Origin of the sequence: Enterococcus sp. DIV2384 (assembly GCF_050534975.1) — a bacterium.
Classification (GTDB): Bacteria; Bacillota; Bacilli; order Lactobacillales; family Enterococcaceae; genus Enterococcus; species Enterococcus faecalis.
Genome location: NZ_CP172905.1, coordinates 1,361,229 through 1,373,861 on the forward strand (window position 1 = coordinate 1,361,229; position 12,633 = coordinate 1,373,861).

At 37.6% G+C, this 12,633-nt stretch carries 12 protein-coding genes; 9 read left to right on the forward strand and 3 right to left on the reverse strand.

Going from position 1 to position 12,633, the window contains the following annotated elements:
* Nucleotides 1-5: 5 nt before the first annotated feature.
* Nucleotides 6-626: a transcriptional repressor LexA gene (gene lexA, locus IGK54_RS06670; RefSeq protein WP_002357566.1), complete on the reverse strand. Its 621-nt coding sequence runs from the start codon at nucleotides 624-626 to the stop codon at nucleotides 6-8.
* Between the two features lie 150 nt (nucleotides 627-776).
* Here lexA and IGK54_RS06675 point away from each other — a divergent pair, with 150 nt between their 5' ends.
* Together IGK54_RS06675 and tkt are read left to right on the forward strand one after the other, a co-directional pair.
* Nucleotides 777-1,019, forward strand: coding sequence for a DUF896 family protein (locus IGK54_RS06675; protein WP_002382327.1), 243 nt, complete (start codon nucleotides 777-779; stop codon nucleotides 1,017-1,019).
* A gap of 71 nt (nucleotides 1,020-1,090) precedes the next feature.
* Nucleotides 1,091-3,085: a transketolase gene (gene tkt, locus IGK54_RS06680; protein ID WP_010826936.1), complete on the forward strand. Its 1,995-nt coding sequence runs from the start codon at nucleotides 1,091-1,093 to the stop codon at nucleotides 3,083-3,085.
* Between the two features lie 51 nt (nucleotides 3,086-3,136).
* On the opposite strand, the gene IGK54_RS06685 is transcribed toward tkt, so the two are convergent.
* On the reverse strand, nucleotides 3,137-4,327 hold the full coding sequence (locus IGK54_RS06685; RefSeq protein WP_002357563.1) for an MFS transporter: 1,191 nt from the start codon (nucleotides 4,325-4,327) through the stop codon (nucleotides 3,137-3,139).
* Nucleotides 4,328-4,681: 354 nt separating this feature from the next.
* Here IGK54_RS06685 and IGK54_RS06690 point away from each other — a divergent pair, with 354 nt between their 5' ends.
* The 5 genes from IGK54_RS06690 to IGK54_RS06710 all read left to right on the forward strand — a co-directional run bounded on the left by IGK54_RS06690 (nucleotide 4,682) and on the right by IGK54_RS06710 (nucleotide 10,783).
* Nucleotides 4,682-5,542, forward strand: coding sequence for a glucosaminidase domain-containing protein (locus tag IGK54_RS06690; RefSeq protein WP_002357562.1), 861 nt, complete (start codon nucleotides 4,682-4,684; stop codon nucleotides 5,540-5,542).
* Between the two features lie 228 nt (nucleotides 5,543-5,770).
* Nucleotides 5,771-6,703 (forward strand): cysteine synthase A, encoded by a 933-nt coding sequence (gene cysK / locus IGK54_RS06695; RefSeq protein ID WP_002357561.1) that lies wholly within the window; start codon nucleotides 5,771-5,773, stop codon nucleotides 6,701-6,703.
* Nucleotides 6,704-6,841: 138 nt separating this feature from the next.
* Nucleotides 6,842-7,285 carry a Fur family transcriptional regulator gene (locus IGK54_RS06700; RefSeq protein WP_002357560.1) on the forward strand — a complete coding sequence of 148 codons (444 nt, stop codon included), beginning with the start codon at nucleotides 6,842-6,844 and terminating at the stop codon, nucleotides 7,283-7,285.
* A gap of 297 nt (nucleotides 7,286-7,582) precedes the next feature.
* The gene (locus tag IGK54_RS06705) at nucleotides 7,583-8,923 is read left to right on the forward strand and encodes an NADH oxidase (protein ID WP_002361833.1); all 1,341 of its coding nucleotides are present in this window, start codon (nucleotides 7,583-7,585) and stop codon (nucleotides 8,921-8,923) included.
* A gap of 144 nt (nucleotides 8,924-9,067) precedes the next feature.
* Nucleotides 9,068-10,783, forward strand: coding sequence for an IS1182 family transposase (locus IGK54_RS06710; RefSeq protein WP_430603340.1), 1,716 nt, complete (start codon nucleotides 9,068-9,070; stop codon nucleotides 10,781-10,783).
* Here the strand turns inward: IGK54_RS06710 and IGK54_RS06715 are convergent.
* The gene (locus IGK54_RS06715; RefSeq protein WP_002357557.1) at nucleotides 10,748-11,356 is read right to left on the reverse strand and encodes an NUDIX hydrolase N-terminal domain-containing protein; all 609 of its coding nucleotides are present in this window, start codon (nucleotides 11,354-11,356) and stop codon (nucleotides 10,748-10,750) included. The two genes, IGK54_RS06710 and IGK54_RS06715, sit on opposite strands and share 36 nt — an antisense overlap.
* Before the next feature lie 176 nt (nucleotides 11,357-11,532).
* On the opposite strand from IGK54_RS06715, the gene IGK54_RS06720 reads away from it, so the two are divergent.
* Both IGK54_RS06720 and IGK54_RS06725 read left to right on the forward strand, forming a co-directional pair.
* A complete protein-coding gene (locus IGK54_RS06720) occupies nucleotides 11,533-12,033 on the forward strand; it encodes a GNAT family N-acetyltransferase (protein ID WP_002382331.1) in 501 nt (166 codons plus the stop codon).
* A 19-nt stretch (nucleotides 12,034-12,052) separates the two neighbouring features.
* Complete coding sequence (locus IGK54_RS06725; RefSeq protein ID WP_085443686.1) at nucleotides 12,053-12,580, forward strand: GNAT family N-acetyltransferase; 528 nt, start codon at nucleotides 12,053-12,055, stop codon at nucleotides 12,578-12,580.
* Nucleotides 12,581-12,633: the final 53 nt, after the last annotated feature.

Below are 12,633 nucleotides of genomic sequence, written 5' to 3' on the forward strand. Positions count from 1 at the left end.
TTTTATTAAATATGATTGCGATATAAACCAACAACTTTACCTAAAATTGTAACGTTATCTAAAAGAATAGGCGCTAATGCATCATTTTCAGGCTGCAAGCGGATATGATCTACTTCTCGGAAGAATCGTTTACAGGTTGCTTCATCTTCATCGGTCATTGCGATTACGATGTCGCCATTATTGGCATTCGATTGCTTACGAACAATCACTTGGTCGCCATCTAGAATACCTGCGTTAATCATACTTTCTCCTCGAATCGTCAACATAAATAAAGCATTTTCTTCTGTACGTAAATCAGGAGGTAACGGGAAGAAATCTGATGCTTCTTCCACCGCTAAAATTGGTTCACCAGCAGTTACGACACCTAACATCGGAATAGTTGTCGGCTGAATTCCGATCTTTTCCAAGCCTTCTGGTGTTAATTCGATTGCTCGCGGTTTTGTTGGGTCACGTAAGATTAGACCCTTTTTTTCAAGACGAGCTAAATGTCCGTGAACGGTAGAAGTTGAGGATAAATCAACAGCCTTCCCAATTTCGCGAACGGTTGGCGGATAGCCCTTTAATTCGACTTGTTCGTATATATATTTAAGTACTTCTAATTGTCTTGTTTCTGTACGTTTCGCCAAAACCCGCACCTTCTTTCAATTGATAAAATTAGTGTACCATAAAATGCGAACGAAATCAAACAAGCGTTCGTGTTTTATAAATATCAGAATATAGTTGTTTTTTTAAGGCAGTTCTTATAATATAGACAGTGAGAGTAAGGAGGGATTTTGATGTTATCGAAAGAAAAAATTGCCCGTATAAATGAATTAGCGAATAAAGCAAAAGTGGAAGAACTTAGTGCGAAAGAAAAAGTCGAACAACAAGAATTACGTAAAGAGTATTTAGAAGCATTTCGTGGAGGGATGCGTCACCATATCGAAGGAATGAAGGTCGTGGATCAAGAAGGGACCGATGTGACTCCTGAAAAACTAAAAAAAATTCAGCGTGAAAAAGGACTTCACAACAGAAAGTAATTGCTTTCATTGTCGAAATAAGCTACACTATGAATAAAGGTAAAAAAAACCTAAATTAGGAGATGATTTTTTTGTTTGACAAGACAGATCAATTGGGCGTTAATACAATCCGGACATTAAGTATTGAAGCCGTACAAAAAGCGAACTCAGGACATCCTGGTTTACCAATGGGTGCTGCCCCAATGGCGTATGCACTTTGGACAAAACATTTAAAGGTGAACCCAACAACTTCTAGAAACTGGGTTGATCGTGATCGTTTTGTACTTTCAGCAGGCCACGGCTCTGCAATGTTGTACAGCTTATTACATCTATCAGGATACAACGTAACAATTGACGATTTGAAAAATTTCCGTCAATGGGATAGTAAAACACCAGGGCATCCAGAAGTGCACCACACAGATGGTGTTGAAGCAACAACAGGACCTCTAGGACAAGGGATTGCTATGGCTGTTGGTATGGCAATGGCTGAAGCGCATTTAGCTGCAACTTATAATCGTGATAGTTTCCCTATTATGGATCATTATACGTACGCAATTTGTGGTGATGGTGATTTAATGGAAGGTGTTTCTCAAGAAGCAAGTTCAATGGCTGGTCATATGAAATTAGGTAAATTAATTGTCTTGTACGATTCAAATGACATCTCATTAGATGGACCAACTTCTAAAGCCTTTACTGAAAATGTTGGGGCTCGTTATGAAGCATACGGATGGCAACATATTTTAGTTAAAGATGGCAATGATTTAGATGAAATAGAGGCTGCGATTGAAGCGGCTAAAGCTGAAACGGATAAACCAACATTGATTGAAGTTAAAACAGTCATCGGTTACGGAGCACCAAAAGAAGGAACATCTTCCGTTCACGGCGCGCCAATTGGTGAAGAGGGCATTACAGCGGCTAAAGCTGTTTATGGTTGGGAATACCCTGACTTTACTGTGCCAGAGGAAGTCGCTGCTCGTTTTAAAGAAACGATGATTGACGAAGGCCAAAAAGCTGAAGAGGCTTGGAATGAGATGTTTAAGAACTATGAACATGCGCATCCAGAATTAGCCAAACAATTTAAAGAAGCTTTTGCCAACCAATTACCTGAAGGTTGGGAACAAGAATTACCTAAATATGAACTAGGAACAAGTGCCGCAAGTCGTGTAACAAGTAAAGAAACGATTCAAGCTATTTCAAAAGTTGTTCCAAGTTTCTGGGGCGGTTCAGCTGATTTATCTGCCTCAAATAATACAATGGTTGCTGCAGAAAAAGATTTCGAACCTGGTCAATACGAAGGCCGTAATATTTGGTTTGGTGTTCGCGAATTTGCAATGGCTGCAGCAATGAACGGGATTCAATTACATGGTGGTAGCCATGTTTATGGCGGGACATTCTTCGTCTTTACTGACTACTTACGTCCAGCAATCCGTTTAGCCGCTTTACAAAAAGTTCCTGTAACTTACGTCTTAACGCATGACTCTGTTGCGGTGGGTGAAGATGGGCCAACACACGAACCAATTGAGCAATTAGCAAGTGTTCGTTGCATTCCAAATGTTCATGTGATTCGTCCAGCAGACGGCAATGAAACTGTTGCTGCTTGGAGAATTGCTATGACTTCTACGGAAACACCAACTATTTTAGTTCTAAGTCGTCAAAACTTACCTGTTTTAGAAGGAACGTTAGAACACGCTTCTGATTCTGTTCAAAAAGGTGCTTATGTATTGTCACCACAAAAAGGTGAACAACCAGCAGGGATTTTAATTGCGACTGGTTCTGAAGTAAATCTAGCGGTGGAAGCACAAGCGAAATTAGCGGAAGAAGGCATCGATGTATCTGTCGTGTCAATGCCAAGTTTTGATTTATTTGAAAAACAATCTGCTGAATATAAAGAAAGTGTGTTACCTAAAGCTGTGACAAAACGTGTGGCGATTGAAGCTGCAGCAAGCTTTGGTTGGGAACGCTATGTAGGGACGGAAGGCAAAACAATTACAATTGATCACTTCGGCGCTTCTGCACCTGGCGGTCTAGTTCTTGAAAAATTCGGCTTTACTCCTGAAAATGTGGTTAATACCTATAAATCACTATAAATAAACGATAAAAAACCTGAATGCTTGTGATAGCATTCAGGTTTTTTTGCTTCATTTCTTTTTGGGAGCAAAGAGCATAAAGTGAAAAAATAATGCGAACAATTGGAACCCAATACCAGTTAAAGTAACACCAGACCAACCATAGTTTTGCCACATTAATGTACCAATCAATGAACCCAGTGAACCGCCGATGAAATAGAAAAACATAAAGACGGTATTGTTACGATTGCTGGCTTCTTCTCCCAAATTTTGGACGCGTGTTTGATTGGCTACTTGCCCAAATTGAGTACCGATATCTAAAACAATAATTGCTAAGATTAGTAAGACCACATGTGTTCCACCTAGAAAAAGTAAGATAAAACTACCGAACTGCATCAACAGGCCAATCAAAACAATCTTCCGCTCTGGATAATAATCGGATAGACGACCAATGATGGGTGCTACGAATGCTCCCGATAAACCAAAAATTGCTAAAATACCGACTTCTTTCGGTCCCCAATAATAAGCTGGACTACTAACAAAGAAAATTAATGTAGACCAAAAGATTGAAAAGGTTGCAAACATAAAAAAGCCATTGACAGTTGCTTCTCTTAACAAAGGTTGCGATTTGATTAGCTTAGGAAGACTTTTCAAAGAACCTAAATAAGTTAATCGATTTGAAGTTTGAGTATGTATCACTGTTTTGGGCAATTTTAATTGAAGTAGAACGACCAATGCTAACACGAATATTACGGCGATTAGGTAGACTGTTCGCCAAGAAGCTGCACTAGCAATGAAACCCGAGATCGTTCGAGACAATAAAATTCCTGTCAATAGTCCGCCCAGCATTCGACCTGTTACTTTACCACGGTTCGCTGGTCCCGCCATGACCGCAGCATAAGGAATAATAATTTGGGCGACAATAGAGAGCAGCCCGATAAAAAAAGAAGAGAGTGCAAACAGGAGAAAACTTGGTGCAAAAAATGCAGCACTTAGAGACAGCGAGGAGAGCGCGGCTACTCGAATGATTAATTTGCGACGATCAACGACATCGCCTAATGGAACAAGAAAAAGTAAGCCTAGCGCATAGCCTAATTGGGTCAGCATAGTAACAAAACCAATAGAACCAATACTGACTTGAAAGGCCTGAGCAATTTGGGTGCCAATTGGTTGAATATAATACATATTGGCGACCACGACCCCGCAAGTTAACGCTAATAAAAACGTCACTTGATTTGTTAAACCCGATTGTTGTTTCTTCATCTAACCACCTACATTTCTATGTAATTCATTTTGTAATACAACAACTACTCGGCAATAGTTGTTTTGATTACAAAAACAGACTTCTCTTATAAAGTTTGTTCAAAAAGTGACAAGTCCATTAAAAATTTTATCACAATAAATAAAGAAAAGTAAGAGGATAAATAACAAAAATCTCATCAAATTGAAAAGAAGAAGTGGTTGTTTTCACAAGTGTGAAGAGGGTTAATTAAATACAAACAAGATTTCAATTACATTACAGAAATTTTAAAACTCAAAATTTAATACGTTTATTTCTTGTTTCAATAGGAAATTAACGGTAAAATAGAAAAGTGAGACAGTGAGGAGGAAAAATGAATGAGCGAACAGTTAACAAGAAGTAGTAAACATATTCAAAAAGCTCTTAAAAAGCAAAAAGCTTATAAACGTGCTACCGCCGTTGCGGGGACTTCAATGATTTTAGCACCTGTGGTTGGTGCTGCGGTACCTGCCCAAGCAGAATCAAGCCAGCAAGCATTTATTAATGAAATCGGAAATTCAGCAGCAGCCGTTGCCAATAGCAATGATATGTATGCTTCCGTCATGATTGCTCAAGCGTTGCTAGAAAGTAGTTATGGTAGTTCTGGGTTAGCATCTGCACCGAACTATAACTTGTTTGGTGTAAAAGGAAGTTATAATGGACAATCTGTTTATATGCCAACAAAAGAATATTTAGACGGACAATGGGTGACCGTCACAGCAGCATTTAGAAGTTATAATTCTTATGCGGAATCGTTCCAAGATCATGCCAATGTTATTCGTTCCACTGCTTTTGGGGATACATACCATTATTCAGGCGTTTGGAAGAGTAATACTAGCAGTTATCGCGATGCAACAGCCGCTTTAGCTGGAAGTTATGCAACTGATCCAGGCTATGCCGAAAAATTGAATTGGTTAATTGAAGCATATAATTTAACTCAATATGATTGGGGAGCACCAGTCGCTCAAACCACTAGTTATTCAGATACAACGGGAACCGTTGATACAACAATCGATACAGCGGCTTCTGCAACAGCAACAGCAGAAACTGTAGCTAGTCAAAGTTACACTGTCGCAAACGGCGACACATTGTGGGACATTGCTGCACGTTTTGGAACGACAGTTGATAATTTAATGTCACTAAATGGATTAACATTGGATTCTGTTTTATCGGTGGGTCAAACCATCCAAATCGGTTAATTTTGCAATTATTTAGTTGAAGAAAGACCTTACAAAAGCAGTAGTTTTTGTAAGGTCTTTTATCGTGAAAATAGGTAGGGCTAGCAGCAATTATTTGATGAGCCTAATCCGTTTTTTTATTTAATTTTTCACAAACTAAAATTCGTTTTTCTGGTAGAAATCGTTTTTTTGAGCTATGCTTAGAGAAAGAATTATTATATTGTTTGTAAAATTGGAGGATGTAGGATTATGACTAAAGGTTATGTAAAATCAGTAACAGAGTTAATTGGTCAAAGCCCAGTTGTGAAATTAAAACGGATGGTACCAGAAGGAGCTGCAGATGTTTTTGTTAAACTAGAGTTCTTTAATCCTGGTGGCAGTGTGAAAGATCGAATTGCTTTAAGCATGATCCAACAAGCCGAAGCAGATGGTCGCCTAAAACCTGGACAAACGATTATTGAGCCGACTAGTGGTAATACAGGCATTGGGTTAGCAATGGTAGGTGCTGCGTTGGGATATCCAGTTAAGATTGTGATGCCAGATACTATGAGTATTGAACGCCGCAAATTAATGCAAGCATATGGGGCTGATCTATTATTAACCCCTGGTGCCGAAGGAATGAAAGGGGCAATTGCAAAAGCTACAGCATTAGCAGAAGAACACGGGTACTTCATGCCTTTGCAATTTAATAATCCAGCTAATCCAATGGTACATGAACAAAAAACAGGAAAAGAAATTGTTGATGTCTTTGGTAAACGTGGCTTAGATGCGTTTGTTTCTGGTGTTGGCACTGGAGGAACCGTTACAGGAGTTGGCCATGAATTGAAACGGATTTTTCCAGATATTGAAATTGTTGCAGTAGAACCAACAGAGTCGCCTGTTTTAGAAGGTGGCGAACCAGGTCCACATAAAATCCAAGGAATAGGCGCTGGTTTTGTCCCAGAAGTTTTAGACACCACCGTTTATCAAAAAGTTGCCGCTGTTTCTAGTGAAGACGCATTAGAAACTGCTCGTTTAATGGGGCCAAAAGAAGGTATCCTTGTGGGGATTTCAGCAGGGGCAGCAATTAAAGCTGCCATTGATTTGGCAGTCGAATTAGGCGCAGGCAAACGTGTCTTAGCGCTGGTTCCGGATAACGGTGAACGTTATCTTTCGACAGCTCTTTACGAATTTCCAGAATAAAAAACACGCCAAAAAACGAGCATTTCTCTTAGTTTAGTAAAATGCTCGTTTTTTCCACGAGAATCCTACAATAATTCTTGTCAATCGTAATAAGAAATAGTATTATTTAAGAAAGATAGACAGGGGAGGGATACAAAGATGGACAACGTATTGGTTAAAAATGCACTTGCTGAATTAAAAGAAGCCAATATCCGAATTACTCCGCAACGTTATGCTATCTTGGAATATTTAATCGAAAATCATACACACCCAACAGCTGATGAAATTTATCGCGCACTAGAAGATCATTTTCCAAATATGAGTGTAGCAACGGTTTACAACAATCTACGTTTATTTACTGAAATCGGTTTCGTTCAAGAAATGAGTTATGGCGATGCATCTAGTCGTTTTGATTTTAGTTCGAAGAAACATTATCACGTGATTTGTCAAAAATGTGGTAAAATCGTTGATTTTCATTATCCAGGGTTAGAGGACGTTGAAATGGCCGCTAGTAAATTAACAGGCTTCGAAATTAATGAACATCGTTTAGAATTATATGGATTATGTCCAGATTGCCAACAAGCACAACAGGAGAATGTGTAAAAAATTACATACTGTTAAAAATTTATCAAAAGATAAGTCACTTGTCTAGGCAAATTTCACAAGCGTAAGAGTTTTCACTCTTATGCTTGTTTTTTTGTGTGGTTATTGACTTTTAAATTCTTAAAAACAAAAAATTAACTAGCTATTATTAAGAATTAGCAACAGTTTGTGAATTTTTTTATATGCGATTCACAAGCATAGAACTCGAATAAGCTTGATTCCTCTGATATATTTTAAACAGACAGAGGGAGACGTCACCTCTGCAAAACAAAGATTGTGAAAGAAGGGATTTACAACATGAAAGTCGTAGTCGTAGGATGTACCCATGCTGGAACTTCAGCAGTTAAAAGTATTTTAGCAAATCACCCGGAGGCGGAAGTCACTGTATATGAAAGAAATGACAATATTTCCTTCCTATCTTGCGGAATTGCCTTGTACGTTGGAGGCGTAGTTAAAAATGCTGCTGATTTATTTTATTCAAATCCAGAAGAACTGGCTTCTTTAGGAGCAACAGTGAAGATGGAACACAATGTTGAAGAAATCAACGTGGACGACAAAACTGTTACAGCGAAAAACTTACAAACGGGCGCAACTGAGACCGTTTCTTATGATAAATTAGTAATGACAACTGGTTCTTGGCCAATTATTCCACCAATTCCAGGAATTGATGCTGAAAATATTTTATTATGTAAAAACTATTCACAAGCCAACGTGATCATCGAAAAAGCGAAAGATGCCAAACGTGTCGTTGTCGTTGGTGGCGGTTATATTGGTATTGAATTAGTAGAAGCTTTTGTAGAATCAGGTAAACAAGTTACTTTAGTTGACGGGTTAGACCGCATTTTAAATAAATATTTAGATAAGCCATTCACAGATGTTCTAGAAAAAGAATTAGTTGATCGTGGCGTTAATTTAGCTTTAGGTGAAAATGTCCAACAATTCGTAGCAGATGAGCAAGGAAAAGTAGCAAAAGTCATTACACCAAGTCAAGAATTCGAAGCAGATATGGTGATTATGTGTGTTGGTTTCCGTCCAAATACAGAATTATTAAAAGATAAAGTTGACATGTTACCAAATGGTGCAATCGAAGTCAATGAGTATATGCAAACAAGCAATCCTGATATTTTTGCTGCGGGTGATAGTGCAGTTGTTCACTACAACCCAAGTCAAACAAAAAATTATATCCCATTAGCAACGAATGCTGTTCGTCAAGGTATGCTAGTAGGTCGTAATTTGACTGAACAAAAATTGGCTTATCGTGGCACACAGGGAACTTCTGGTTTATATTTATTCGGTTGGAAAATTGGTTCAACAGGTGTGACAAAAGAAAGTGCCAAATTAAACGGACTAGATGTCGAAGCGACTGTTTTCGAAGATAACTATCGTCCAGAGTTTATGCCAACAACTGAAAAAGTTCTGATGGAATTAGTCTATGAAAAAGGAACACAACGCATTGTTGGTGGTCAATTGATGTCTAAATATGATATCACACAATCTGCCAATACTTTATCATTAGCGGTCCAAAATAAAATGACTGTCGAAGATTTAGCGATTTCTGATTTCTTCTTCCAACCACATTTTGATCGCCCTTGGAACTACTTAAACTTATTAGCCCAAGCCGCTTTAGAAAATATGTAATTAATAATAGAAAAAGAGAATGGGACAATAATCAGAAAAAAATCTGATTATTGCCCCATTTTTTTAATTTCAAAGTACACAAAAAGCACTCATTCCTGTAAGATTAAAGTGACGAAACCCAATCAGAAAGGAAGCGAGTGCTTTATGTTTAAAAATTATACCATCAATCAAACAACTTTACCATTAGATATGGAACAATATATTCCTGAAACAGATGTCGCTTTTGCGGTTAATGCTTTAGTCGAAGCCATGCCACAAACACTCTTTCTTAAATTAGAAGAACAACTAGGCCGACCGGCCTACCACCCCAAAATGATGTTAAAAATTATTTTATATGCTTATACGCAACGTGTTTTTTCAGGTCGTAAAATTGAATTTCTATTAGATGACAGTTATCGTATGCGTTGGCTAGCTAACCACGAACAAGTCAGTTACCGGACCATCAATCGCTTCCGAAGTCAGGAAACAACTGCTCACCTTTTAGCAGAAGCCTTTGTCTTATTCCGCCGTCAATTAATCACCAATCAGGTAATTGACAATGAAGCGCTATTTATTGATGGTACAAAAATCGAAGCGGATGCCAATAAATTCAGTTTTGTCTGGCGCAAAGCAACAAATCGGTATGAAGCTGCTTTGGATAAACAATCAAACGAATTCTATCAAACCCTTTATAAAGAAGAAATCTTGCCTTCTTTAAAAGAAGAAAACCAAAGTGATAGATTGACAAGCACCCAATTGGAAGAAATCGCGCAGCACTTGGAAACAGAGTTGGTGGCGACAGAAGAACAACTACAAAAGGAAAAGAAGAAAGAAAAACAAAGCCAATTAAAGAAAAAAAGAAGAACCTACAAAAAGTATCTACGCAAAATCCAAGCGGATTATTTACCAAGAAAACAAAGATATGAAACCTATAACCGCCTTTTTCAAGAGCGAAATAGTTTTTCTAAAACAGATACAGATGCCACATTTATGCGGATGAAAGACGATTATATGCGCAATGGTCAACTAAAGCCAGGCTACAATTTACAAATCGCAACAGAAAATCAATATGTCCTAGCGTATGATCTGTTCCCGAATCCAACAGATACAAAAACTTTAAATCCATTTTTAGACAGCTTTTTGGAACAACACAACGAATTACCCGAGTATATTGTAGCGGATGCCGGCTATGGAAGTGAAGAAAATTATACGTATATCAACGATGTCTTGCATAAAACGCCATTAATCACCTATGCTAGTTATCATAAAGAAAATAAAAAGACCTATAGAAACAGTCCTTTTATGGTTGATAACTGGCGCTATTTGGAAAAAGAAGATACATATATTTGTCCTGCCCATCGGGCAGTTCCCTTCAAGCGATATAGTCGAAGAAAAGATAAAGGCGGATTTGTCCGTGACTTCAAAATTTATGAATGTGAAAATTGTCGAGATTGTCCTGTTCGTAGTCAATGTACGAAGGCAAAAAGTGAGCAAAACCGACAAATTTTAGTGAATAATACATGGCGCTATTTCAAAGCCGAATGTAAAAAGAAGCTTTTAGAGGAAAAAACAGGTTCGATTTATCGGAAACGGAAAATCGATGTCGAACCAGTGTTCGGCCACCTAAAGGCTCATTTGGCGTTCCAACGTTTCCACTTACGAGGGAAACAAGGAGCCAAGATTGACATTGGCTTGGCGCTCATGGCATTAAATTTAAGAAAATTAGGGAAATATATGGAGAAAAAACAACGTAAAAATGAAAAACCAAGTCCGATTTTGAAAGTAATCATCAAAATCGGACTTGGTTTCTTTTGGAGAAAGGACTATTGTCCCACTCTCTTTTTGTTAGTCACTAAGCGCTCCAGTTGTTTGGTTCATTAATGCCATTAATTGCTCTTTCGTTGTTCGTTTGATAGAAAGAGAGGGGAGATTATCTAAAGAAAAATAAGCACAATTCGAGGTTTCAATGTTTTTTTCAAAGGGATGATTTTCTAGAATGTCACAAGAAAAGATCATTTTATAGTACTGAAATAGTTGAGGAATGTCTTTTCGTTTATCTGTATCATAAACAGCAAGCAATTCTTTTGCTGTAACAACTAAGCCAGTTTCTTCCAATACTTCTTTTTCAATATTTTCTTTAGGAGAGCAGCCAATTTCGGCATAGCCACCAGGTAATGACCATTCTTTGGTCCGTAAATCTTCAACTAATAAAAAACGATTCTCTTTTTTTATCAAACCGCGAACATCTACTTTCGGTGTTGGATAACCTTCTTCTTTAGTTAAGATTTTTTCTAAGTCGGGCAAGACAGTCGCTTCGTGTCCGGTTGCGCTAATAAGTTGTAACGTAAGTTCTCGTAGTTCTTGGTAACGTTCTTGATCAAAAGCATCTTTCCCGTAAAAAAGACCAGCATCTGCCAATGCTAGCAACCGCTTATAAGTGTTCAGATAATCCATATACGCACGCTCCTCATAGACTTAATACGTTTAGTTTAACAGAAAAAAATAAAGAAAGGGCAGATTTAGCGAGAAAAGGCGTCGTTTTAAGGAAATAATAAAGAATAAATGACTAACTTACATTTTTAAACTACCTATGCTATTATTTAATAAAAAAGATTGGGTATACAATAATTTTGTTATGTAAACAAAAAGGAGGTTGTAAATTGAAAGAATTTACAATTATAAGGGAAAAAAATGCAGATAAAAAGACTCAGGCAGCACAAGAAGTATTGTTTAATCTTCCAGAATGGTTTGGCCTTGAAAAAGAGACCCGCAAGTATATCGATATAGCTAGCACTTTACCTATGTGGGTGGCAAAGGATGTAGAGAATAAAATACTCGGTTTTATAACACTTTCAGAAACAAGTAAAGATACAGTAGAAATCCATTGTATGGCAGTTAAAAAGCGGTATCATCGCAAAGGTATCGGCAAGTTATTGATAGAAAGCGTGGAAACGTATTCTAAAAATAACTATTTTTTTATTCAAGTCAAAACAGTTGACGAAGGAAATTATTCCGTGTACGATCATACTATTCGTTTTTACGAATCATTGGGTTTTAAGCGCCTTGAGGTTTTTCCGACATTATGGGACGCTTGGAATCCTTGTTTAATTTTAATTAAACAGTTGATTTAATCTACAAAGGAGTTTTAGTATGTCAGTATTTATTAGAGAGTGTACCGTCGCAGACGTACCAGAATTAGAGGCCATTTGCCAAGAGACTTTTGCAGATACTTATGGAGATGGCGAAAACGAAAAGGATTTACAGGCACATTATGAGAGGAAATTTAGTCCAGCAGTTTTAGAAAGCGAAATCTTACATAAAGATTCGCAATATTTCTTTGCTTTTTATAATAATGAACTTGCAGGTTATGTGAAATTAAATCACGGTGATGCTCAGATTACCTATCAACATCCACAAGCGTTACAAGTTGAGCGCATTTATATTCGTAAATCTTTTAAGCGTTTAGGCTTAGGCAAACATTTGATTACGAAAGCAATTGAATTAGCGGAAGAAGCAGAAAAAGAGACGGTTTGGTTAGGTGTTTGGGAACATAATCATCCAGCGCAAAAATTTTATCAATCATTGGGCTTCGTCAAAACAGATGAACATGATTTTTATATGGGAAATGAACGCCATACCGATTATACAATGACGAAACAGTTAAAAGAGTCAATGTAAAGCAAAAACAAGGAAACGGACGCAATGAAGCCGACGATTCCTTGTTTTTTTAT

Coding starts and splice junctions, on each gene's coding strand:
- IGK54_RS06715 (WP_002357557.1), bottom strand. CDS start 11,356: ATGGATTATCTGAACACTTATAAGCGGTTGCTAGCATTGGCAGATGCT.
- IGK54_RS06725 (WP_085443686.1), top strand. CDS start 12,053: ATGTCAGTATTTATTAGAGAGTGTACCGTCGCAGACGTACCAGAATTA.
- IGK54_RS06675 (WP_002382327.1), top strand. CDS start 777: ATGTTATCGAAAGAAAAAATTGCCCGTATAAATGAATTAGCGAATAAA.
- IGK54_RS06685 (WP_002357563.1), bottom strand. CDS start 4,327: ATGAAGAAACAACAATCGGGTTTAACAAATCAAGTGACGTTTTTATTA.
- IGK54_RS06700 (WP_002357560.1), top strand. CDS start 6,842: ATGGACAACGTATTGGTTAAAAATGCACTTGCTGAATTAAAAGAAGCC.
- cysK (WP_002357561.1), top strand. CDS start 5,771: ATGACTAAAGGTTATGTAAAATCAGTAACAGAGTTAATTGGTCAAAGC.
- IGK54_RS06705 (WP_002361833.1), top strand. CDS start 7,583: ATGAAAGTCGTAGTCGTAGGATGTACCCATGCTGGAACTTCAGCAGTT.
- IGK54_RS06710 (WP_430603340.1), top strand. CDS start 9,068: ATGTTTAAAAATTATACCATCAATCAAACAACTTTACCATTAGATATG.
- IGK54_RS06690 (WP_002357562.1), top strand. CDS start 4,682: ATGAGCGAACAGTTAACAAGAAGTAGTAAACATATTCAAAAAGCTCTT.